Origin of the sequence: Brevundimonas sp. Root608 (assembly GCF_001427825.1) — a bacterium.
Classification (GTDB): domain Bacteria; phylum Pseudomonadota; class Alphaproteobacteria; order Caulobacterales; family Caulobacteraceae; genus Brevundimonas.
Genome location: NZ_LMGT01000004.1, coordinates 159,628 through 180,512 on the forward strand (window position 1 = coordinate 159,628; position 20,885 = coordinate 180,512).

Here is a 20,885-nt window from a genome sequence, read left to right on the forward strand (position 1 = left end):
GCGGGGGTTCGCTTAGCCGTCTTCGGTATAGAACAGCAAGGTGAAGGCGGCGAGCGCCGTCAGCAACGGCGGCAGCCAGGCCGCCAGCCACGGCGGGATGACCTCGGCCGAGCCGAAGGCCGACGCGGCCTGGTTGACGAAGAAGAAGCCGAACCCCAGCACCACGGCGGCGACGCTCATCTTCGCCAGATCGCCCAGCCGCATCAGCCTCAGCGAGAACGCCGCGGCGAGGATCGACATGGCGGCGAACATCAGGGGCGTGGCCAGCAGTTGCTGCAGGCGCAGCCGGTAGGCGGTGGACGAGAAGCCCGCGTCCTCGACGCGCGCGATCTGGGCCGGCAGGGACCAGAAGGAGGTGGACTGGGGTCGGGCGAATCGCTCGAACGCCTCGTCGTCCGCGAGGCTGGAAGGCAGGTCCAGGGTGGCGTACTGCACCGCCCGCTGGCCGATCTGGGCCCCGACCGCGTCGACCAGGCGCCACCGTCCGGCCGCCAACGTCGCCGAGGCGGCGTCGATCCGTTCCGAGAAGGTGCGCATGCCCGCGCCGTCGTTGGTGTAGATGAAGAAGCTGACGCCAAGCAGGCGGGCGTTGGCGCGATCCTGCCGGGCCGCGCGGATGACCATCTGCCGCGTATCGTCCCCCTCGCGAATCCACACGGCCTGTTCGGTCGCGCCCGCCGCCGCCGAACCCGACAGCCGGGACCGCTCGCGCTGGAACAGGCCGTCGGCGGACGCCGCCAGCGGTCCCAGGGCGGCGACGGTTGCCACGCCGAACATGAAGGCCGCGCCCGCCGCCGGCAGCACGAATCGCCAGGCGGACACGCCGGCCGCCCGCATCGCGATCAGTTCGCTGCGCCGGTTCAGGCCGACGAAGGCCGCCAGCGTCCCGAACAGGAAGACGAAGGGCAGCAACTGCAGGATCACCTGCGGGGACTTCAGCAGCATCAGCCCGAGAATGCGGACGCCCGACAGATCGACGTCGGATCCCACGCCGCGGGAAATCTCCACGAAATCGATCAGCATGATCAGGGCGCCGATCACGCCCAGCGCGATGGCCAGCGATCGCGCCTGCTGGACCAGGACGTAGCGTTCAATGCGGCCCAGACGCAGCCGCGGGACGGGCAGGGCGATCCGGCTCATGCGAACCTCGCCTTCAGCCGGTCCAGGGCGGGCCAGGCCCGGCTGCGTCGCGGCTTCAGCGCCCGGAACAGAAGTCTCAGCGAGATGGCCGTGGCCACGATCGGCAGCACATACTGGAACACGTTCAGCCAGCCGTTCCAGGCGCTGGCCGAAACGATGCCGTAGCCGGCGACGCGGACGATCAGGAACGCCGCGGCGGCCTTGGCGATTCTCAGGCTGTAGCCGGTCCGGCTGAACTGGCCGCCCATGATCGCGGTCAGGGCCATCGCCATGGCCATGAGTGCGTAGAGCGGGGCCGAAAGCCGCGAATGGCCCTCCGCGTTCAGTTCGCCGGCCGACCCCACGCTCTCGAGGTCCTGCGGCGACGGGTTGAACAGCTGCGGCAGGTACAGGTCCGACGGCTTGTAGCGAATTCGGTCCGTGACGTCGGCATAGGGTGAAAGGTCCACCACGGTGCGGCCGAACGAGATGTATTCAAGGACTCCGCGGGACGAATAACTCTGGCGCGATCCGTTCACCAGGGTCAGGAAAGGGGTTCCGTCGATCCGGCCGAACCGCGCCTCGGCCGCATCCCAGGTGGTGACCTTGTCGCCTTCGTCGACATAGACGAACAGGTTCTTGAGCAGGCCGTTCTGCTCGATCTGCTGGACATACACGGTCAGGCCGTTGGGCCCTTGGACGAAGCGCCCCTCCTCGATCAGCACGGCGGCCAGGTCGGTGCGGATGGCGAAGGCCTCGGCGCGGGCCTGACGCTGGCCCCAGGGCATGAGGACCGTGGTGATCAGCAGGGTCGCCAAGGCCGCGATGGTCGCCAGCCGGATCGCCGGCCGGATCGCTTGCCAGCGGGTCACGCCCGAGGCGAAGACGGCCGTCAGCTCCTGCTCGCGCTGCAGCCGGGTCAGGGCGATCAAGGCGCCGACGAACAGGCCGATGGGCACGATCACCGCGAGCAACTGCGGCACGGCCAGCAGGGTCAGCTTCATCATGACCCAGACGCTCTGGCCCCGTTCGACGATGACCTCGAGCTGATCCAGGCTTTGGCTGAGAATGCCGATTCCGGTCAGGGCGGCGCACGCGCCGACGACGGGACGGGCGATCTGCCGGAAAAGATAGCCTTGGATCAGGGTCATGTTCAGGAGAAATCGCCCGTTGCAGGCGGCGGCGAGGGAGAGCATCTAATACACACCCGACCGCGCCCGTGAAACCGCGCGCGCTCATCCCAATCGACACCAGACCGGGGCGTACCGCCCGGCGGGAGTAGTAAATGAAGATCGAATTCGTCGCGTCCGCGAGCGCCCCCGAGGTTCTCGCCGTCCTCGTCAATGAAGGACGCACCTTTGTCGGGACGGGCAGCCGCCTCGACGTCGCGACATCGGGCGCCCTGAACCGCGCCATGACCGCCAGCCGCTTCACCGGCGGGTCCAACAGCACCCTGATCGTGGCCGCTCCCGCGGGCGTGGATGCGGGCGCCATCGTCCTGACGGGGGCGGGCGATCCGACCAAATTCGACGACCTCGCCCTGGAGGCCGCCGCCGGCGCCGCCTATCACGCGGTCAAGCTGTCGGGCGCGACGGCGCTGACCATCGATGTGTCACACCTGTCGGCGGCCCAGGCCGCGCGCGCCGCCTTCGCAGCCCGTCTGGCCGCCTATCGCTTCCTCAAATACCGCACGACGCTGAAGCCCGAAAAGACGCCGTCGATCGAGACCATCCGCATCGTGGCCGCCGACCCCAAGGCCGCCCAGGCCGCCTGGGCGGATTTCGCCGCCGTGGCCGAGGCCGTGGAATTCTCGCGCGACCTGGTCAGCGAGCCGGCCAATGTCCTGTACCCGGAAGAGTTCGCCAAGCGGGTGAAGGGCCTCGAAAAACTGGGCCTCGAAGTCGAGATCCTGGGCGAGAAGGAGCTTGAGAAGCTCGGCTTCCGCACCCTGCTGGCCGTCGGCCAGGGCAGCGTGCGCGAAAGCAAGGTCGCCATCATGAAATGGAACGGCGGCGCGAAGGGCGACCAGCCCATCGCCTTCGTCGGCAAGGGCGTCTGCTTCGACACCGGCGGCATTTCGATCAAGCCGGCCGACGGCATGGAAGAGATGAAGTGGGACATGGGCGGCGCGGCCGCGGTGGCCGGCCTGATGCACGCGCTGGCCGGCCGCAAGGCGAAGGTCAACGTCGTCGGCGTTCTCGGGCTGGTCGAAAACATGCCCGACGGCGCGGCGCAGCGGCCGGGCGACGTGGTCATGTCGCTGTCGGGCCAGTCGGTCGAGGTCCTGAACACCGACGCCGAGGGCCGCCTCGTCCTGGCCGACTGCCTCTGGTACACCCAGGAACGTTTCAAGCCGAAATTCATGCTCGACCTGGCCACCCTCACGGGCGCCATGATCGTGGCCCTGGGGCTGGAATACGCCGGCGTCTTCTCCAACTCGGACGAACTGGCGAACAACTTCCTCGCCGCCGGTCCCAAGGTCGGCGAGAACGCCTGGCGGATGCCGATCCCGGCCGCCTACGAGCGCCACATCGACACCCCGATCGCCGATGTGAAGAACACCGGAAACGGCCGCGCGGGCGGTTCGATCACCGCCGCCCTGTTCCTGCAGCGCTTCACCAACGGCACGCCCTGGGCGCATATCGACATCGCCCCGACCGCCTGGATCAAGGACTCGAAGAACCCGACCGTGCCCGACGGCGCCGTCGGCTGGGGCGTCCGCACGCTCGACCGCATGGTGGCCGACGCCTACGAGTCCTGAGCGGGGGCGGGAGGTAGAGCCGGATGTCTGAGGCAGCACCGGAAATCTGGTTCTACCATCTCGAGCGCTCGACGCTGGACCAGGTCCTGCCCGGCCTGCTGGAGAAGACGCGCGAACGGGGCTGGAAGGCTCTGGTCCGCGCGTCTGACCCGCGCCTGCTCGACGATATCGACGAGCGGCTGTGGACGTATCGCGACGAGAGCTTCCTGGCCCACGGCCGGGCCACGGAGGCGGAGGCGCCGCGCCAGCCCATCCTGCTGACCGAAACGACCGAGAACCCGAACGCCGCTCAGGCGCTGTTCATTGTGGACGGCTCTGAATTGGGCGACACGAAAGGCTTCGACCGATGCTTCATCATCTTCGACGGACGGGACGAGGCGGCGCTGACCGGCGCACGGGTCCGCTGGAAGGCGCTGAAGGATCAGGGGGGCAACCTGGCCTACTGGAAACAGTCGCCCGAAGGCCGCTGGGAAAAGGCGGCCTGATCGCCCTCGCGGCCCTGGCCGCCTGTTCGACGCCCGCCTCTGACGCCGCGGCGCCGCGCACCGTCGAAGAGGCGCAGCTGAGCCAGCCTGTCGGTTCCCGGCCCACCTATCCGACCGTCGACATGTGCCGCGCCGGCGAGCTGCAATGGCTGGTCGGGAAACGGAAGACCGAAATCCCCGTTCCCGTCGACGTCGTGAACCGCCGGGTCGCCTGCACGACCTGCCCGGTGACCGAGGACTATTCGCCTCAACGCCTGAACATCTTCTTCAACGAGCAGACGCAGATCGTCGAACAGGTTCGTTGCGGCTGAGGCCATCAAGGGAGACGACGCCGATGAAGACCCTGTTTATCAGCCTCGCCGCCGGCCTGCTGGCCGCCGCCTGTGCGCCGATGGAAGAGGGCGGCGCGACCGCGCCCTCCGACGGCCCGAGCACGTGCCGGGCCGACCAGTACCAGCGCTACCTCGGCCGCAGCCGCACCGAACTGCCGCCCAGACCGGCCAACGAGACCTGGCGCGTCACCTGCACCACCTGTCCGGTGACGATGGACTACAACCCGGGCCGACTGAACATCCTCTATGAAGAGCGGACCGGGATCATCCGCGAGGTCAAATGCGGATGAGGGGCGCGATTGTCGCCGCCGCCATGACGCTGGCCTCATGCGCCCCGGTCGAAACGCCGGGCGCGACGCCTGGTCCTGAACGATGCGACGCCGTGGCGTCGCGGTCGCTGGTTGGCTCCCATGTCGGAGCGGTGGATTTCCCGGCCGGGGCCAACGTCCGCATCGTCTGCACGACCTGCCCGACGACGAAGGACCTGCGTCCCGATCGGCTCAATATCCGCTTCAATCAGGCGACGGGGATCATCGAACGCGTCGACTGCGGCTGATCCGGCCCGACCGGGCGTCAGGTCGGCGGCGAAACCGCCATGTTGTCGATCAGCCGCGTCCGGCCCAGCCAGGCGGCCGCCAGAATGCGGGCCGGCGCATCCACCACGCCGTCGCGGAAGGGCGCCAGATCGTCGGCGCGCCGGACGGCGACGTAGTCGATCCGCTCGAACCCCGCCTTCAGCAGGGCCGCGTGGGCGTCGCGTTCGATCGCCGCCAGCGGACGTCGCGCCGTCGCCTGCGCCCCGGCCTCGGCCAGCACGCCGTTCAGCCGCCGCGCGGTCTCCAGTTCGGCTTCGCCGAGGTAGGCGTTGCGCGACGACAGGGCCAGGCCGTAGCCGTCGCGCTCGGTGGGAGAACCGACGATCTCGGTCGGGATGTCGAGGTCGCGGGCCATCCGGCGAACCACCATCAACTGTTGATAGTCCTTCTCGCCGAACACGGCGACGTTCGCCTGGACCTGGTTCAGAAGCTTGGCCACCACCACGGCCACGCCGCCGAAGAAGTGCGGACGGAAGTCGGTCTCAAGCCCCGCCGACGGCCCGCCGACGCTGACGGCGGTGACGAACCCCTCGGGGTACATTTCCTCGACCGTGGGCGCGAACAACAGATGACAACCCGCGCCGGCCAGCATCTCCGCATCCTGCGCCTCCCGCCGGGGGTATGACCCCAGGTCCTCGTGCGCGGCGAACTGGGTGGGATTGACGAAGACGCTGGCGACCACGCGGTCCGTCCGACGGCCGGCCTCTCGGACCAGGGTCAAGTGACCTTCGTGCAACGCGCCCATGGTCGGAACGAAGCCGACGGTGAACCCATGGCGTTTCCACGCGCTGACCTGTTCACGCAGCGCGGCGACCGTGCGGACGACGGGAAGGGAATCGGGCTCGGTCATGATGAACGGATTAACCCTTCGCCTTAAGCGTGCTTGTGAACCGTGCGGCAAAGGCCGCCGTGCGAGGGTTGGCTTATGACGCCGAGCCTCCTGATCCGTCCAGTGCTTGTCCTTCTCGCCACCATGGGCCTGAGCGCCTGCGGCATGGTCGAGAGTGATCCGAATCGTTTCGAGACCCTTGCGGAATCCGTGGCGGCGATCCCGCTGGATGGTCAGCGCCAGCCTGGGCCCGCGCCCGCAATTCACCGCGCCTCCGCCGAACCCGCCCTGCGTCCCGCGATCCGGGTCGAGGTGCTGGATCCCCATGCCCTCTGGGACGCTCGCGACGCCGACATGAACGGCATGGTCGAACGCGCCGCCCCGCGCCTTGTGGCGGCCGCCGCGCCGGCGATGGCCGACGCCGTGGCGCAACAGGTGTCGACCCGGATCGACGCCGCCGCCGTCAGCGCCGGGCTTCGGCCCGCCATCAAGGACCGGCCGGCAGCGACGACAGCCGCGCCCGCCGCCGGCCGTGGCCTGGTGCAGCTGGGCGCCTATTCCAGCGAAGCCTCGGCCCGCGCCGCCTGGGCCCGCCTCAAGAGCGGCGGGGCCGCCTGGGCCCTCGATGGCCTGTCGCCGGTCTATGAAGCCGTCGACGTCGGCGGTCGCCGCCTGACCCGGCTCAAGGTCCGCGCTCCGGCCGCGGGCGCCGCCGCCGTCTGCGCCGCGGCGGGAGTCGATGATCCCTGGTGCCGCCGCACGGCCTGAGCCGCGCATCCACAGCCCTGCCGTTCCGCTGCGTTGACGCCGGGCCCCGCGGCCGCGATTCTGCCTGTCCTGGCCGCGCGTCTGAGTCGGCGGCCCCACACAGGTATGAGTCCCCATGGCTGACCCCACGGTCATCGTCGTCGGCAACGAGAAGGGCGGGGCGGGCAAGTCCACGCTCGCCATCCACATCGTCACCGCCCTGCTGCACGCGGGCAAGCGCGTGGCCATCATCGATCTCGACCTGCGCCAGCGGTCGATGGCCAAATTCTTCGCCAATCGCGCCGCCTGGATGGCGGGCAACAGCCAGACCCTCCCGATGCCGATCGAGCCCGACATGGGCGACGGCAAGGCCCTGGCCCGGGCTGGCGAGGGTGAGCAACTGGCCCGGTTCGAGGCGGCCTTCGCCGAGGCGCGCGCCTCGGCCGAGGTCATCCTGATCGACACCCCGGGCGGGGACACCCTGCTGTCGCGCACGGCCCACGGCCTCGCCGACCAGATCGTCACCCCGATGAACGACAGTTTCGTCGACTTCGACCTGCTGGGTTCGGTGGATCCCGTCACCCTCGACCTGCTCAAGCCCTCGATCTATTCCGAAAGCGTCTGGGAGGCCCGCAAACAGCGCGCCATCACCCAGGGCCGTCATGCCCAGATCGACTGGATCGTGGTCACCAACCGCCTCGCCGTCGCCGCCGCCCGCAACCGCCAGCGGCTGGAAGAGCGGATGGAGAAGCTGGCCCGCCGCGTCGGCTTCCGCATGGGGCCGGGCCTGCGCGACCGCGTCATCTATCGCGAACTGTTCCCGTTCGGCCTGACCGTGGCCGACCTGTCCAACGACGTCCGGCCCGTGGCGGTGTCCCTGGCCCACGTCGCCGCCCGCCAGGAGATGCGCAATCTGATGCAGGCCTTGGGTCTGGACAGCGGCGCCCTGGACGCCCCGCTCGACGCGGCGGCATGACGTCTTGAGCCTCATCTGGCTGGTCCTGGCCGCCATCGCCGTCTGGGCCCTGGTCCGGCTGGGACGCCAGAGCGAGGGCCCCCGCCGGGGTCAGTGGCGCGTCGCCGCCACCCTGTTCAGCGCGGTCATGCTGGGGGGCGGGGTGTTGCTGGCCTTCCGCGGAGCCTGGCTGCCCGCCGTGGGCCTGATCGGCGCGGGCCTGTGGCTGACGGTGGCGTCGCGTCAGCGGGTCGTCGGGGCGCGTCGGACCGAGACCCTGTCCGATTCCGAAGCCCGGTCGATCCTCGGCGTAGCCGTTGACGCCTCGCCCGAAGCCGTCAACGCGGCCTGGCGCCGCCTGATGGGCCGCGCCCACCCGGACCAGGGTGGCACCGAAGGCCTCGCCGCCCGCCTGAACGCGGCGAGGGACAGGTTGCTGAAACGGTGACGGCATTCTCCCTCCCCCGAAGTGGGGAGGGAGAAAGTGTGGTCAGGCCGCCGGCTTGGCGGTCTTCCTGGCCGCAGGCTTTTTCGCCGCAGCCTTCTTGGCGGCCGGTTTCTTGGCCGCGGCCGCCGGCTTCTTCACCGCCGCCTTCTTGGCCGCCGGCGCCTTCTTCCCCTTCGCCGGGGCCGCCAGCGCCCGCGCCGCCAGCAGCGGCAGGGCCTGTTCCAGCGTCAGATCCTCCGGCGCCGTGCCCTTGGGCAGGGTGGCGTTGATCTTGCCCGACTTCACATAGGGGCCGAACCGCCCGGCCATGACGTGGATCGGCTCGCCCGTCTCCGGGTGCGCCCCCAGGTCCTTCAGCGGCGCCGCGGCCCCGCCGCGCCCCGCGAACTTGCCGGCCCGCTTCTCGGCCAGCAGCACGACCGCGCGGTTCAGCCCGACCTCGAACACCTCGTCGATGTCGGCGACATTGGCGTAGGTCCCGGCGTGCAGCACGAACGGGCCATAGCGGCCGAGGCCGGCCGTGATCGGCTTGCCGTCCTCCGGATGCATCCCGACCTCGCGCGGCAGGGCCAGCAGGCGCAGCGCCTGATCCAGCGTCAGCGACGCGGGCGACCAGCCCTTGGGCAGGGACGAGCGTTTCGGCTTCTCCTCGCCCGGCGGCGTCGTTTCCACATACGGCCCGAAGCGGCCGATCTTCAGCGCTACGGGCTGGCCCGTGGCCGGATCGACGCCCAGATCCCGGTCGCCGCCGTCCTCGACCTCGCTGGCCGCGCCGAACCCGCGCGTGTAGCGGCATTCCGGATAGTTGGAGCAGCCGATGAAGGACGACCGCATCTTGAAGCTGGCCTTCAGATGCAGCCGGCCGCTCTTGCACAGGGGGCATAGCCGCGGGTCGGTTCCGTCGCCCTTGTCCGGGAACAGGAAGGGGCCGATCGCCGTGTCCAGCTCGTCGATCACGCCCTGACGGGCGGTGACGGCCTCGGTCGCGGGCTTCAGCTGCTGCCAGAACTCGCGCAGCACCACCTTCCAGTCCAGCTCGCCGGCCGAGACCTCGTCCAGCCGGGTCTCGAGCGCGGCGGTGAAATCGTATTCGACCCACCGGGTGAAGAACTGTTCGAGGAAGGCCGTGACCAGCCGTCCGTTGTCCTCCGGGATGAACCGGTTCTTGTCCATGCGGACGTATTCGCGGTCGCGCAGGGTCGTCAGGATCGAGGCGTAGGTCGACGGCCGGCCGATGCCCAGCTCTTCCAGCTTCTTGACCAGGGTCGCTTCCGAGAAGCGCGGGGGCGGCTCGGTGAAATGCTGGTCGGTGCGCACCGCCTCGACCCTGGCGATCGCGCCTTCCTTCAGCGCGGGCAGGCGGGTCGTGTCGTCCTCGTCGTCGCCGCCGTCCTTGGGCTTATCGTCGCGGCCTTCCTCGTAAACGGCCATGAAGCCGTCGAAGGCCACGACCTGACCCGTGGCGCGCAACCCGGTCTGGCCGGTCGGCTCCTCGATCTCGACCGTCGTCCGGTCCAGACGCGCCGACTCCATCTGGCTGGCGATGGTCCGCTTCCAGATCAGCTCGTACAGCTTCTGCAGGTCGCCATCGAGACGCAGGGTCTCCGGCGCCCGGGTCATGTTGGTCGGACGAATGGCTTCGTGCGCTTCCTGGGCGTTCTTGGCTTTCGTCTTGTAATAGCGGGGCTGTTCCGGGACGTAGGCCGGACCAAAGCGGTCGCCGATGACCTCGCGCGCCTGGGCGATCCCCTCCGGGCTGACCGACAGACCGTCGGTCCGCATATAGGTGATCAGACCGCCCTGGTCGTCGACGCCCTCATACAGTTTCTGCGCCGCCTGCATGGTGCGTTGCGCCGTGAAGCCCAGCTTGCGCGAGGCCTCCTGCTGCAGGGTCGAGGTCATGAAGGGCGGGGCCGGCGCACGCTTGACCGGCTTCTTCTCCACCGAGCTGATGGTGAAGGTCCCGGCCTTGATGGCGTCGCGCGCCGCGGCCGCCATGGCTTCCGAGGTGATGTCCAGCCGCTGCACCCGCTTGCCGGCATGCTTGACCAGACGCGTGGTGAAGGGCGGGCTGTCGGCGGCCAGGTCGGCCTCGACGGACCAGTATTCCTGCGCCTTGAACGCCTCGATCTCGAGCTCGCGATCGACGACGATGCGCAGGGCGACCGACTGCACCCGCCCGGCCGAGCGCGCGCCCGGCAGCTTGCGCCACAGCACCGGCGACAGGGTGAAACCCACCAGATAGTCCAGCGCCCGGCGGGCCAGGTAGGCCTCGACCAGCTCCATGTCGATCTGGCGCGGATTGGCCATCGCCTCGAGCACGGCGCTCTTGGTGATGGCGTTGAAGGTGACGCGCTCGACGTGCGTGTCCTTCAGCACCTTCTTCTTGGTCAGGATTTCCAGCACGTGCCAGCTGATGGCCTCGCCCTCGCGGTCGGGGTCGGTCGCCAGGATGACGCGGTCGGAGCGTTTGGCGACCTCGGCGATCTCGCTCAGCCGCTTGGAAGCCTTGGCGTCGACCTCCCACGACATGGCGAAATCGTCGTCAGGCAGCACCGACCCGTCCTTGGACGGCAGGTCGCGGACGTGCCCGTAGGACGCCAGGACGGTGAAGTCCGGGCCCAGATATTTGTTGATGGTCTTGGCCTTTGCGGGGCTCTCGACGACGACGAGGTTCATGCGGGGAGGGGGCCTTGGAAGGGCGCGGAAAGGGGGCGGAACGTGGTTGGCGCGAGGCCCGCTGTCAATCGGCGCTGGCAAGGCACAACCTTAAATAGGATATGATATCTTGCATAACACGGTGTGGTTGTGTCTATTCCGGACCCGGAGCAGGAGTCAGAAATGTCCGACCAGAGTTTATCTCCAGCCGCCGCCGCCACGCCGCCGCGCGCCATCGAGCCGCAGGGGGTCGTAGCCTGCGCCGGGCCGGTGAGGGAGTATGTCGGCGATCTCGCCGCCGAACTCGCGCAGATGGCTCGCGGCGTCGGCGACGATGCCCTCGCCACGGCGCTGGAGGCGGCGGCGAACCTGGCCGTGCGGCCGATGTCCCGATCAATCGCCCTGGCCCGGCGCCGTCCCTAGCTGGACGCCAGGCCGCCCGGAAGCAAGGTCGCGCGTCCCGCCAGGCTGAGTTCCAGCAGGGCCGCCGCCACGGCGCCGATCGGGGCGGCGGCCGCCCGGGCCAGTTCGTCCCGCGGCGTCGGCGTGGGCGACAGCAGGGCGGCGACCCGCTCGATCAGCGCCGCGTCCGCCTCGTCGGCGGCCCCGCTGAAGGGATTACCGGCCTCAGGTTCACGCAGGGTGCGCAGGGTCGAGAAGGCGCGCTCCACGTCTTCCAGTCCCTCGCACAGGATCGCCCCCTGCCGCAGCAGTTCGTTGGGGCCGCGCGACCGGGGGTCCAGCGGCGATCCCGGCACGGCGAAGACGTCGCGGCCCTGCTCCCCCGCCAGCCGGGCGGTGATCAGCGAACCGGACCTTAGCTCGGCCTCGACCACGATCACCCCGCGCGACAGGCCGGAGATGATGCGGTTGCGGCGCGGAAAGTCCTTCGCCTGGGCCTTCGCGCCGACCGGGCTTTCCGAGACGATGCAGCCCTGTTCGGCGATCTGGCGGTAGAGGTCGGCGTTGTCGGGCGGATAGACGTCGTCCACGCCGCCTCCGAGCACGGCCACCGTGCCCGTGGGCAGGGCGCCGGCATGGGCCGCGCCGTCGATGCCGCGCGCCAGTCCCGAGACGACCACATGGCCGGCCTCGCCGAGTTGCTGGGCCAGGCCGCGGGCGATCCGCTGGCCGCCGGCCGAGGCGATGCGCGCGCCGACGATCGCGATGCAGGGGCGGGACATCAGATCGGCCTCGCCGAGGGTCCACAGCACCGGCGGCGGGGGATCGCAGGCCGCCAGGGGTTCAGGGTAGCCGGCGTCCCCCAGCACGATCAGCCGGGCCCCGATCCGGCCGCCCGCCGCGCATTCCGCCTCGATCTGCTCCACGGACGGCGGACCGTCGCCGCGGCCGCCGGCGCGGCGGACCAGTTCGGGCAGGGCGTCCAGCGCGCGTTCCGCCGTGCCGTACCGGTCCAGAAGCTGGCGGAAGGTGACGGGCCCGACCCGGTCGGTGCGCGCCAGCCTCAGCCGCGCGAATCGCTCCGCCTCCGACAGGGGCGGCGAGGGGTTCACCCCTTTTTGGCGCCGATGCGGGGTTCCGTCCCCCTCAGCAGCCGGGCGATGTTCTCGTGGTGCCGGATCCAGATGAGCAGGGCGGTGAACAGCGCCAGCGCTGCGACCGGCGCCGGGGTGGGCCGGCCGAGCGTGGCCAGCGGCAGTATGGCGTAGACGGGCGCGGCGGCCGCGGCGAGCAGGGCCGCCAGCGACGACATCCGGAACAGCGCCGCGACCAGCAGCCACGTCGCTCCCGCCAGCAGGCCCAGCGGCCAGGCGGCGGCCAGCAACAGACCGAAGAAGGTCGCGACCCCCTTGCCGCCCCTGAAGCCCAGCCAGACGGGGAAGAGATGGCCAAGGAAGGCCGCGCCGCCGGCGATGGCCGCCAACGCCGGTACGCCCGGGAACAACGCTTGGGCGATCAGATAGGCGGCGGCGCCCTTGCCGGCGTCCAGGATCAGGGTGGCGAAGGCCAGATCCTTGCGTCCGGTCCGCAGCACATTGGTCGCGCCGATATTGCCGGAGCCGATGCTGCGCACGTCCTCGCCCGTCACCAGGCGGGTCAGGATCACCCCGAACGGAATGGAGCCCAGCAGATAGCCGCCGACCGCCACGAGGGCGACCGTCCCGAGAGCGGGTCCGACCAGATCCTGCAAGTGATTCGCTCCCTCTTAGCGCGCGTTGTGAACGATGCGGCCCGCGACGACGGTAATCAACACCCGCCCCTGCAGACGGCGCCCGTCAAACGGAGAGTTCTTCGATTTCGACTTCAGGGCGTCGGCGTCGACGACGACCGGCGCGCCGGGGTCGAACAGGATCAGGTCGGCGGGGGCTCCGGCCCTCAACACCCCGGCCTCCAGCCCCAGCAGGGTCGCCGGGCCGTGGGTCAGCGGCCGCAGGATGTCGAGCAGATCCAGCCCGTCCGCGTGGTGCAGCGACAGGGCCGCCGGCAGCAGCGTCTCCAGCCCGACCGCGCCCGGCGTCGCCTCGGCGAACGGCCGGCGCTTGTCCTCGGCGGGGGCTGGGGCGTGGGCGCTGGTTATGGCGTCGATCAGGCCGTCGCGCACCGCCTCGATCAGCGCCTGCCGGTCACCCTCCGGGCGCAGCGGCGGGTCCAGCCGGTAGAAGGTGCGATAGTCGCCGATGTCGATCTCGTTGAAGCACAGGTGGTTGATCGACACCGAGGCGGCGACCTCCAGCCCCTTCGCCCGGGCCCGCGCCAGGGTCTCCAGCGCGTCCGCGGTCGAGATCTGGTCGACCAGGAAGCGCGCGCCGGTCTGTTCGACCAGCGCCAGGTCGCGTTCCAGCTGGATGCGTTCGGCGAGCGCCGGGGCCGAGGCCAGCCCCAGCCGCGTGGCCAGTTCGCCCGAGGTGGCCACCGCGCCCTCGCTCAGCCACGGATCGGCCGGACGGCACGAGATCAGGGCGTTGAAGGCGGCGGCGTAGCTCATCACCCGCTGCAGGGTGCGGGTGTTGGCGATGACCCGGTCGACGTCGGTGAAATACAGGGCGCCCGCCTCGTCCATCAGGCCGATCTCGGCCATGCGAACGCCGTCGCGGCCCTTGGTCGCCGCCCCGGCCGCGCGCACATTGACCAGCCCCAGGGCCGCCCCGCGCCGCAGGATGAAGTCGATCATCGCCGGATCGTCGATGGCCGGATCGGTGTCAGGCTGGATGACGATGGTGGTGACCCCGCCCGCCGCCGCCGACAGGCTGGCTGACTTCAGCGTCTCCTTGGGCTCCGCCCCCGGCTCGCCGGTCTTGACCCGGATGTCGATCAGGCCCGGCGACAGGCACAGCCCCCCCGCGTCCAGCACCGTCACGCCATCCGGCGCGACCGCGCCGGCGCCGTGGATCACCTCCGTGATGCGGCCGTCCTCGACCAGCACCGCGCCGGGACCGTCATACTCGGTCGCCGGGTCCAGCAGCCGGGCGTTGAGGATGGCGACAGCCGTCATGCCGCCGCTCCATCCAGCCGCGCCGACAATGCCGCCAGCACCGCCATGCGCGCCGCGACGCCCATCTCGACCTGGTCCTGGATCAGCGACACCGTCAGGTCGTCGGCCACGTCGGAATCGATCTCCACGCCGCGGTTCATCGGCCCCGGATGCATCACCTTCGCGCCCGCGTTGGCCCAGGACAGTTTCTCGCGGTCCAGACCCCAGAAGCGGAAGTATTCGCGCGTCGAGGGCACCAGCGCCCCCTCCATCCGCTCAAGCTGCAGCCGCAGCATCATCACCACGTCGCAGCCCTTCAGCCCCTCGCGCATGTCGTGGAAGACCTCGCAGCCCCAGCGGTCGGCGTCGCCGGGCACCAGGGTCGGCGGCCCGATCAGCCGCACCCGCGCGCCCATCATCGACAGCATCGAGACATTGGATCGCGCCACGCGGCTGTGGGCGATGTCGCCGCAGATGGCGACGGTCAGCCCGCCGACGTCGCCGAAGGCGCGGCGCAGGCTCAAAAGGTCCAGCAGGGCCTGGGTCGGATGCTCGTGCCGCCCGTCGCCGGCGTTGACCACGGCGCAGCCGACCTTCTGCGACAGCAGGGCCGCCGCGCCCGAAGCGCCGTGGCGCACCACCAGCACGTCCGGTTTCATCGCGTTCAGCGTCGCCGCCGTATCGATCAGGGTCTCGCCCTTGGCGGTCGAGGAGGTGCGGGGGCTCAGGGCGGTCACATCGGCGCCCAGCCGCTTGGCCGCGATCTCGAACGAGGCGCTGGTGCGGGTCGAATTCTCGAAGAACAGGTTCATGACCGTGCGCCCGCGCATCAGGTCCAGCGACTTCGAAGACTGGCGGTTGAAGTCGACGAAGGCGTCGGCCAGGTCCAGCAGCGGCGGGGTGGTGGCGGCGTTCAGGTCGCCGGCCGACAGGAAATGGCTGCGCGGGAACGGCGCCAGCCGCTCGAGAATCAGATCGGTGAGGGCGGCGGGCTGGCTCATCGAGGCCCGGCTATAGGGCCGTCTCCGTCGGAACGGAAGCCGCTCCGTGGTCAGATATAGCCGAACAGCGCCAGCAGGATCGGAATGGTGAAGGCGCTGACCACCGTGGTCAGGGCCACGACCCCCGCCATCAGGGGCGCGTCGCCGCCCATCTGCCGCGCCATGACATAGGAGGCCGCCGCGCCCGGCGAGGCGCCGGCCAGCAGCGCCAGTCCCTGCGCCATGCGGTCTCCGCCCAGCACGCCGGTCAGCCAGTACATGCCCAGCGGCAGGACGATCAGCTTGATCGCCGTCACCGTCAACATCAGCACCGGCCGCGACGCCGCGTAGCGGAAGCTCAGCCCGGCCCCGGCCGTCATCAGGCCCAGGGCGATGGCGCCGGGGCCCATCAGGTCGAACCCGGCCATCAGCAGATCGGGTTTTGGAACGCCCGCCAGATTCAGCGCCGCCCCGATTCCGCAGGCCCAGATGATCGGGTTTCTTGCCAGCGACGACAGCGCCAGCCGCCAGCCGCCGCCCTGACCCGCGCCCCATCGCGCCAGCACCAGCACGCAGACCACGTTCAGCGCCGGGGCCAGCACCCCGAAGGCCACCGCCGCCACGCCGAGCCCCGGTTCTCCGAACACCGCGCCCGCCACCGGCAGGAAGACGAAGCCGTTCCAGCGGATGACGCCCTGGAACACGCTGGTGAAGGCCGGGTCGCTGATCCGCATCAACGGCTTGGCCAGAACCGTCAGCAGGGCGACGGTCAGGGCGACGGCGACCGTGGCCGTCGCCACGGGCCCCGCCGCGCCGCCTGCGAAATCGGCGCGCCACACGGCCGGGATCAGGAAGGCCGGATAGAAGACGAAATAGGTCAGCCGCTCGACCGCCCGCCAGCCGTCATCGGTCAGGAAGTCGCGCTTCTTCAGCCCCCAGCCGAGGGCGATCATGGCGAAGACGGGAACGATCCCGGTCAGCAAGGCGCTCATCGCCCGGCCTGGTCCCTCAACCGGTCCAGCGCGCCCTGCAATATCCAGGCGGCGGCGGTGCGGTCGACCACGTCGGCGCGCCGCTTGCGGGTCAGGTCCAGCTCCCCGATCAGGAACCGCTCGACCGCGCTGGTCGACAGCCGCTCGTCCTGGAAGGCGCAGGGCACGGCGCGGATGCGCTGCAGGTTGCGGGCGAAGGCCCGGCACGACTGCGCCCTTGGCCCCTCGCTGCCGTCCATGTTCAGCGGCAGGCCGATGACCAGGGCCGAGGCCTTGCGCCCGTCCATCAGCTTCAGCACCGCATGGGCGTCGTCGGTGAATTTCGTCTTTCGGATCAGCGACAGCGGGCTGGCGATCATGCGGGTGACGTCGGACGCGGCGACGCCGATGGTCTTCTCGCCGAGGTCCAGCCCCAGCCACGGCGTGCCGGGCGGAGTCGAGGCGGCGAGGTCTTTCAGCGATAGAACGGTCACGGTCTGGCGGTAGGACTGGCGAGCCGCCCTGTCAAAGTGCAAGGTGGAGCTGTCGTTGATGGGGGAACATCCGATGAAGCCAGTCACCTTCCTTGTCGCCGTCCTGGGGCTCGCGGCCTGCGACGCCCAGGTCGAGACCCGCAAGGCCGAGGTTCCGCCCGCCGAACAGGCCGCCGCCACGGCGCCCGCTGCCGCGCCCCTGACCGCCTCGGGCCCCGCCGCCACGCTGCAGCCCGACGCCGCGCCGGACGTGCAGACGGCCGCCTCGGTGGTCAGTCTCGACGCGCTGAAGAACCAAGGCTCCCTGACAGCCAAGCTGTTCGGCACGGCCGGCGGCGATCCGGCCATGAACGGCCTCTACACCTACCTCGCCTTCTTCCACGATCCGGCGGAGGGCTGGCGCGTGTTCCGTCTCGGCGACGTCCTCGGCTACCGCGTCCTGTCGGAAGCGCCGGGACGGGTTGATCTGGAGATCCGGGAAAGTACGATGGACGAGGCCGCGGGTGCGATTGGCGAGCGCACCCGCCACGTCATCGTCGGCTGGGCCGTCGCGGCCGACGGTTCGGTCCCGCCCACGGTGACGGTCGCGCCGGCGAGATAGCGGCCACGCCGTCAGAATCCTTGTGAAACCGGGGCCGGGCGGCTAATCCCGCCCGTTCTGGTTTCGCAATTGGAGGGCCGCATGGCCATCGACGCCGCGACCGTGCGCCGCGTGGCGCACCTCGCCCGCATCAAGACCCCGGAAGACCGGCTCGAACCGCTCGCCGCGGAGCTGAACGGCATCCTCGCCTGGATCGAACAGCTCAACGAGGTCGACGTCACGGGCGTCGAGCCCATGACCTCCAATGTGGCCCAGCCCCTGCGCCTGCGCGACGACGTCGTCACCGACGGCGGCAAGGTCGCCGACGTGCTCGGAAATGCGCCGCGGTCCGCCGACGGCTTCTTCGTCGTGCCCAAGGTGGTCGAATAGAATGTCCGACCTGACCAGACTGACCCTCAAGGCCGCCCTCGACGGCCTGAAGGCGAAAACCTTCTCGTCCGAGGAGATCACCAAGGCCTTCGTCGCCAACATCGACGCCGCCAACCCGCGCCTGAACGCCTATGTCGTCCAGACCACGGACAAGGCGCTGGCCATGGCCCGCGCCTGCGACGCCCGGCTGGCGAAGGGGGAGGGCGGCGCCCTCGAAGGCGCGCCTCTGGGCATCAAGGACCTGTTCTGCACCGACGGCGTCCAGACCACAGCTGGCTCCAACATGCTGCGCGGCTTCGTCCCGCCCTATGAGTCGACCGTCACCGCCAACCTGTGGCGCGACGGCGCGGTCATGCTGGGCAAGCTCAACATGGACGAGTTCGCCATGGGCTCGTCCAACGAGACCAGCGCCTTCGGCCCTGTCGTGAACCCATGGAAGTCAACGGCTTCCAACGCAGACTTGACTCCCGGTGGCAGCTCCGGCGGCTCGGCTTCGGCCGTCGCCGGCGACCTGTGCCTCGCCGCCACCGCCTCGGACACCGGCGGTTCGATCCGCCAGCCCGCCGCCTTCACCGGCACGGTGGGCATCAAGCCCACCTACGGCCGCGCCAGCCGCTTCGGCATGGTCGCCTTCGCCAGTTCGCTGGATCAGGCCGGCCCGATCACGAAGACGGTCGAGGACGCCGCCATCCTGCTGCGGTCCATGTGCTCGTTCGACGTCAAGGACTCGACCAGCCTCGACGTCGAGACCCCCGACTGGACCCAATCCCTGAACAAGGGCGTCAAGGGCCTGCGCATCGGCGTGCCGAAGGAATATGTCGTCGACGGCATGCCCGCCGAGATCCAGCAGCTGTGGGACCGGGGCGTCGAATGGCTCAAGGCCGGCGGCGCCGAGATCGTCGAGATCAGCCTGCCGCACACCAAATACGCCCTGCCGGCCTATTACATCATCGCCCCGGCCGAGGCCTCGTCCAACCTGGCCCGCTACGACGGCATGCGCTTCGGCCACCGCGCCGAGGGGACCACCTCCCTGACCGACCTCTACGAGACCAGCCGCGCCGAGGGCTTCGGCAAGGAGGTCCAGCGCCGCCTGACCATCGGGGCCTATGTCCTGTCGGCCGGATTCTATGACGCCTACTACGTCCGGGCGCTCAAGGTCCGCCGCCGCATCGCCATGGATTTCGACGCCGTCTGGGACAGGGTCGACGCCATCCTGACGCCGTCTACGCCATCAGCGGCCTTCGCGATCGGCGACAGGCAGATCGACCCGCTGCAGATGTATCTGAACGACATCTTCACCGTCACCGCCAACCTCGCCGGCCTGCCGGGCATCTCGGTCCCCGCCGGCCTCGACAAGGGCGGCCTCCCGCTGGGCCTTCAGGTCATCGGCAAGGCGCTGGACGAGGCGACGGTGTTCCAGGTGGCGAGCGCGCTGGAAGAGGCGGCGGGGTTTGTCGCCAGGCCCGAGAAGTGGTGGTGAGCATGACCGACACATCCAAACTCATCCACGGCCGCACCGGCCCGTGGGAAATCGTCATGGGGCTGGAGATCCACGCCCAGGTGGCGTCGAAGGCCAAGCTGTTCTCGGGCGCCGCCGTCGGCTTCGGCGCCGGCCCGAACGAGCAGGTGTCGCTGGTCGACGCCGGCTTCCCCGGCATGCTGCCGACGCTGAACCGTCACTGCGTCGAACAGGCCGTCCGCACCGGCCTCGGCCTCAATGCGCAGATCAACAGACGCAGCCAGTTCGACCGCAAGAACTATTTCTACCCCGACCTGCCGACCGGCTATCAGATCAGCCAGCTCTACTTCCCCATCGTCGGCGAGGGCGTCGTCGAGGTTGAGGCCGAGGACGGCTCCTTCTTCAACGTCGGCATCGAACGCCTGCACCTGGAGCAGGACGCGGGCAAGCTGATCCACGACCTGTCGCCGACCGAGAGCTATGTCGACCTGAACCGCGCGGGCACCGCCCTGATGGAGATCGTGTCGCGTCCCGACATTCGTTCTCCTGAGGAAGCCGTGGCTTACGTCAAGAAGATCAGAACCATTCTGATCTATCTCGGCACCTGCGACGGCGACATGGAGAAGGGCAACCTGCGCGCCGACGTCAACGTCTCGGTCTGCCGCGAGGGCCAGTACGCCAAGTACAAGGCGACCGGAGACTTCAGCCATCTGGGCACGCGTTGCGAGATCAAGAACGTCAACTCGTTCCGCTTCATCTCCCAGGCCATCAACTATGAGGCCCGGCGCCAGATCGAGATCCTCGAGGACGGCGGCAAGATCGACCAGGAGACCCGCCTCTACGACCCCACGGCCGGCGAGACCCGCTCGATGCGCTCCAAGGAGGAGGCGATGGATTACCGGTATTTCCCGGATCCGGACCTGCTGCCGCTGGAGCTGGAGCAGGCCTGGATCGATGACATCAAGGCGAACCTGCCGGAACTGCCGGACGCCAAGCGCCGCCGCCTGATGGCCGACTACGGCCTGTCGCAATACGACGCCGTGGTGCTGATCTCGGAACAGGCCAAGGCCGACTATTTCGAGGCCGCCGCGAAAGGCCGTGACGCCAAGCTGGTGTCCAACTGGGTCACCAACGAGCTGTCGGCCCGCCTCGCCGCCGACAACCTCGACTTCGGCCAGAGCCCGGTCCCGGCCGCCCATGTCGCCCAGCTGGTCGAGCTGATCGAGACCGGCGTCATCTCCTCGAAGATCGCCAAGGAGGTCTTCGACCACGTCTGGAACGGCGAAGGCTCGCCCGCCGAGGTCGTGGAGCAGCACGGCCTCAAACAGGTCACCGACACCGGCGCGATCGAGAAAGCCATCGACGACATCATCGCCGCCAACCCCGACAAGGCCGCCGCCGTCGCCGAAAAGCCCCAGGCCCTCGGCTGGTTCGTCGGCCAGGTCATGAAGGCCACCGGCGGCAAGGCCAACCCGGCGGCCGTGAACGACATCCTGAAGGCCAAGCTGGGGCTGTAGGGGCCCGCGTTCTCCCTCCCCTTTATGGGGAGGGATGTCGGCGCGAAGCGGCGACAGGGTGGGGTGCGTCAGTCCGCGCGCCGGCCCCTTCGAACCCCATCCCGATCGCTGGCGCGATCGTCCCTCCCCAT

General features: G+C 69.7%; 23 protein-coding genes. 13 read left to right on the forward strand and 10 right to left on the reverse strand.

All coding sequences use genetic code 11. The features are described 5' to 3' along the window. Window positions 1-12: 12 nt before the first annotated feature. Entirely contained in the window at window positions 13-1,140 is a 1,128-nt protein-coding gene (gene lptG, locus ASD59_RS07095; RefSeq protein WP_055830258.1) for an LPS export ABC transporter permease LptG, read from the reverse strand. Next, window positions 1,137-2,315, reverse strand: a complete 1,179-nt coding sequence (locus ASD59_RS07100; RefSeq protein ID WP_235561747.1) for an LptF/LptG family permease — start codon at window positions 2,313-2,315, stop codon at window positions 1,137-1,139. Before ASD59_RS07100 ends, lptG begins: the two co-directional genes overlap by 4 nt. A gap of 89 nt (window positions 2,316-2,404) precedes the next feature. Here ASD59_RS07100 and ASD59_RS07105 point away from each other — a divergent pair, with 89 nt between their 5' ends. From ASD59_RS07105 to ASD59_RS07125, 5 genes are all read left to right on the forward strand, one after another. Continuing rightward, window positions 2,405-3,880 carry a leucyl aminopeptidase gene (locus tag ASD59_RS07105; protein ID WP_055830262.1) on the forward strand — a complete coding sequence of 492 codons (1,476 nt, stop codon included), beginning with the start codon at window positions 2,405-2,407 and terminating at the stop codon, window positions 3,878-3,880. A gap of 23 nt (window positions 3,881-3,903) precedes the next feature. After that, on the forward strand, window positions 3,904-4,365 hold the full coding sequence (locus ASD59_RS07110) for a DNA polymerase III subunit chi (RefSeq protein WP_055830265.1): 462 nt from the start codon (window positions 3,904-3,906) through the stop codon (window positions 4,363-4,365). 122 nt (window positions 4,366-4,487) lie between these two features. Beyond that, window positions 4,488-4,676: an I78 family peptidase inhibitor gene (locus tag ASD59_RS14740; protein ID WP_055830267.1), complete on the forward strand. Its 189-nt coding sequence runs from the start codon at window positions 4,488-4,490 to the stop codon at window positions 4,674-4,676. A gap of 23 nt (window positions 4,677-4,699) precedes the next feature. Further along, window positions 4,700-4,987, forward strand: coding sequence for an I78 family peptidase inhibitor (locus tag ASD59_RS07120; protein WP_055830269.1), 288 nt, complete (start codon window positions 4,700-4,702; stop codon window positions 4,985-4,987). Further along, window positions 4,984-5,253 (forward strand): hypothetical protein, encoded by a 270-nt coding sequence (locus tag ASD59_RS07125; protein WP_156376963.1) that lies wholly within the window; start codon window positions 4,984-4,986, stop codon window positions 5,251-5,253. The genes ASD59_RS07120 and ASD59_RS07125 overlap by 4 nt, the downstream gene beginning before the upstream one ends. Before the next feature lie 17 nt (window positions 5,254-5,270). On the opposite strand, the gene panC is transcribed toward ASD59_RS07125, so the two are convergent. Then, window positions 5,271-6,143: a pantoate--beta-alanine ligase gene (gene panC / locus ASD59_RS07130; protein ID WP_055830273.1), complete on the reverse strand. Its 873-nt coding sequence runs from the start codon at window positions 6,141-6,143 to the stop codon at window positions 5,271-5,273. Between the two features lie 102 nt (window positions 6,144-6,245). Between panC and ASD59_RS07135 the strand changes: the two genes are divergently transcribed. The 3 genes from ASD59_RS07135 to ASD59_RS07145 all read left to right on the forward strand — a co-directional run bounded on the left by ASD59_RS07135 (window position 6,246) and on the right by ASD59_RS07145 (window position 8,272). After that, window positions 6,246-6,890: an SPOR domain-containing protein gene (locus tag ASD59_RS07135; RefSeq protein WP_235561748.1), complete on the forward strand. Its 645-nt coding sequence runs from the start codon at window positions 6,246-6,248 to the stop codon at window positions 6,888-6,890. Window positions 6,891-7,005: 115 nt separating this feature from the next. After that, on the forward strand, window positions 7,006-7,845 hold the full coding sequence (locus ASD59_RS07140) for a division plane positioning ATPase MipZ (protein WP_055830276.1): 840 nt from the start codon (window positions 7,006-7,008) through the stop codon (window positions 7,843-7,845). A gap of 4 nt (window positions 7,846-7,849) precedes the next feature. Beyond that, window positions 7,850-8,272, forward strand: coding sequence for a J domain-containing protein (locus ASD59_RS07145; RefSeq protein WP_055830278.1), 423 nt, complete (start codon window positions 7,850-7,852; stop codon window positions 8,270-8,272). A gap of 42 nt (window positions 8,273-8,314) precedes the next feature. On the opposite strand, the gene topA is transcribed toward ASD59_RS07145, so the two are convergent. Beyond that, window positions 8,315-10,951: a type I DNA topoisomerase gene (topA, locus tag ASD59_RS07150; protein WP_055830281.1), complete on the reverse strand. Its 2,637-nt coding sequence runs from the start codon at window positions 10,949-10,951 to the stop codon at window positions 8,315-8,317. A gap of 162 nt (window positions 10,952-11,113) precedes the next feature. On the opposite strand from topA, the gene ASD59_RS07155 reads away from it, so the two are divergent. After that, window positions 11,114-11,353, forward strand: coding sequence for a hypothetical protein (locus tag ASD59_RS07155; protein ID WP_055830283.1), 240 nt, complete (start codon window positions 11,114-11,116; stop codon window positions 11,351-11,353). Here the strand turns inward: ASD59_RS07155 and dprA are convergent. Genes dprA through ruvX form a run of 6 tightly spaced genes read right to left on the reverse strand, consistent with a single transcriptional unit; the run spans window position 11,350 to window position 16,808 of the window. Beyond that, window positions 11,350-12,444, reverse strand: coding sequence for a DNA-processing protein DprA (gene dprA, locus ASD59_RS07160; RefSeq protein WP_156376964.1), 1,095 nt, complete (start codon window positions 12,442-12,444; stop codon window positions 11,350-11,352). The genes ASD59_RS07155 and dprA overlap by 4 nt on opposite strands. Continuing rightward, on the reverse strand, window positions 12,441-13,082 hold the full coding sequence (plsY, locus tag ASD59_RS07165) for a glycerol-3-phosphate 1-O-acyltransferase PlsY (RefSeq protein WP_055830285.1): 642 nt from the start codon (window positions 13,080-13,082) through the stop codon (window positions 12,441-12,443). Before plsY ends, dprA begins: the two co-directional genes overlap by 4 nt. Before the next feature lie 15 nt (window positions 13,083-13,097). Beyond that, the gene (gene pyrC / locus ASD59_RS07170; protein WP_055830287.1) at window positions 13,098-14,384 is read right to left on the reverse strand and encodes a dihydroorotase; all 1,287 of its coding nucleotides are present in this window, start codon (window positions 14,382-14,384) and stop codon (window positions 13,098-13,100) included. Further along, a complete protein-coding gene (locus ASD59_RS07175) occupies window positions 14,381-15,364 on the reverse strand; it encodes an aspartate carbamoyltransferase catalytic subunit (RefSeq protein ID WP_055830289.1) in 984 nt (327 codons plus the stop codon). Before ASD59_RS07175 ends, pyrC begins: the two co-directional genes overlap by 4 nt. A gap of 50 nt (window positions 15,365-15,414) precedes the next feature. Beyond that, window positions 15,415-16,335, reverse strand: a complete 921-nt coding sequence (locus ASD59_RS07180) for an AEC family transporter (RefSeq protein WP_055830291.1) — start codon at window positions 16,333-16,335, stop codon at window positions 15,415-15,417. After that, a complete protein-coding gene (gene ruvX / locus ASD59_RS07185; RefSeq protein ID WP_055830294.1) occupies window positions 16,332-16,808 on the reverse strand; it encodes a Holliday junction resolvase RuvX in 477 nt (158 codons plus the stop codon). The genes ASD59_RS07180 and ruvX overlap by 4 nt, the downstream gene beginning before the upstream one ends. A gap of 73 nt (window positions 16,809-16,881) precedes the next feature. Here ruvX and ASD59_RS07190 point away from each other — a divergent pair, with 73 nt between their 5' ends. From ASD59_RS07190 to gatB, 4 genes are all read left to right on the forward strand, one after another. Further along, on the forward strand, window positions 16,882-17,409 hold the full coding sequence (locus ASD59_RS07190; protein WP_055830296.1) for a hypothetical protein: 528 nt from the start codon (window positions 16,882-16,884) through the stop codon (window positions 17,407-17,409). Between the two features lie 81 nt (window positions 17,410-17,490). Continuing rightward, window positions 17,491-17,778, forward strand: a complete 288-nt coding sequence (gatC, locus tag ASD59_RS07195; RefSeq protein ID WP_055830298.1) for an Asp-tRNA(Asn)/Glu-tRNA(Gln) amidotransferase subunit GatC — start codon at window positions 17,491-17,493, stop codon at window positions 17,776-17,778. A 1-nt stretch (window position 17,779) separates the two neighbouring features. Continuing rightward, the gene (gatA, locus tag ASD59_RS07200; protein ID WP_055830300.1) at window positions 17,780-19,258 is read left to right on the forward strand and encodes an Asp-tRNA(Asn)/Glu-tRNA(Gln) amidotransferase subunit GatA; all 1,479 of its coding nucleotides are present in this window, start codon (window positions 17,780-17,782) and stop codon (window positions 19,256-19,258) included. A gap of 2 nt (window positions 19,259-19,260) precedes the next feature. Further along, window positions 19,261-20,754, forward strand: a complete 1,494-nt coding sequence (gene gatB, locus ASD59_RS07205; RefSeq protein ID WP_055830303.1) for an Asp-tRNA(Asn)/Glu-tRNA(Gln) amidotransferase subunit GatB — start codon at window positions 19,261-19,263, stop codon at window positions 20,752-20,754. Window positions 20,755-20,885 lie beyond the last annotated feature (131 nt).

Coding starts and splice junctions, on each gene's coding strand:
- ASD59_RS07155 (WP_055830283.1), top strand. CDS start 11,114: ATGTCCGACCAGAGTTTATCTCCAGCCGCCGCCGCCACGCCGCCGCGC.
- ASD59_RS07120 (WP_055830269.1), top strand. CDS start 4,700: ATGAAGACCCTGTTTATCAGCCTCGCCGCCGGCCTGCTGGCCGCCGCC.
- ASD59_RS07100 (WP_235561747.1), bottom strand. CDS start 2,315: ATGCTCTCCCTCGCCGCCGCCTGCAACGGGCGATTTCTCCTGAACATG.
- ASD59_RS07140 (WP_055830276.1), top strand. CDS start 7,006: ATGGCTGACCCCACGGTCATCGTCGTCGGCAACGAGAAGGGCGGGGCG.
- topA (WP_055830281.1), bottom strand. CDS start 10,951: ATGAACCTCGTCGTCGTCGAGAGCCCCGCAAAGGCCAAGACCATCAAC.
- ASD59_RS07190 (WP_055830296.1), top strand. CDS start 16,882: ATGAAGCCAGTCACCTTCCTTGTCGCCGTCCTGGGGCTCGCGGCCTGC.
- ASD59_RS07125 (WP_156376963.1), top strand. CDS start 4,984: ATGAGGGGCGCGATTGTCGCCGCCGCCATGACGCTGGCCTCATGCGCC.
- pyrC (WP_055830287.1), bottom strand. CDS start 14,384: ATGACGGCTGTCGCCATCCTCAACGCCCGGCTGCTGGACCCGGCGACC.
- ASD59_RS07105 (WP_055830262.1), top strand. CDS start 2,405: ATGAAGATCGAATTCGTCGCGTCCGCGAGCGCCCCCGAGGTTCTCGCC.
- gatA (WP_055830300.1), top strand. CDS start 17,780: ATGTCCGACCTGACCAGACTGACCCTCAAGGCCGCCCTCGACGGCCTG.
- ASD59_RS07110 (WP_055830265.1), top strand. CDS start 3,904: ATGTCTGAGGCAGCACCGGAAATCTGGTTCTACCATCTCGAGCGCTCG.
- ASD59_RS07180 (WP_055830291.1), bottom strand. CDS start 16,335: ATGAGCGCCTTGCTGACCGGGATCGTTCCCGTCTTCGCCATGATCGCC.
- gatB (WP_055830303.1), top strand. CDS start 19,261: ATGACCGACACATCCAAACTCATCCACGGCCGCACCGGCCCGTGGGAA.
- ASD59_RS07175 (WP_055830289.1), bottom strand. CDS start 15,364: ATGAGCCAGCCCGCCGCCCTCACCGATCTGATTCTCGAGCGGCTGGCG.
- ASD59_RS14740 (WP_055830267.1), top strand. CDS start 4,488: ATGTGCCGCGCCGGCGAGCTGCAATGGCTGGTCGGGAAACGGAAGACC.
- panC (WP_055830273.1), bottom strand. CDS start 6,143: ATGACCGAGCCCGATTCCCTTCCCGTCGTCCGCACGGTCGCCGCGCTG.
- gatC (WP_055830298.1), top strand. CDS start 17,491: ATGGCCATCGACGCCGCGACCGTGCGCCGCGTGGCGCACCTCGCCCGC.
- lptG (WP_055830258.1), bottom strand. CDS start 1,140: ATGAGCCGGATCGCCCTGCCCGTCCCGCGGCTGCGTCTGGGCCGCATT.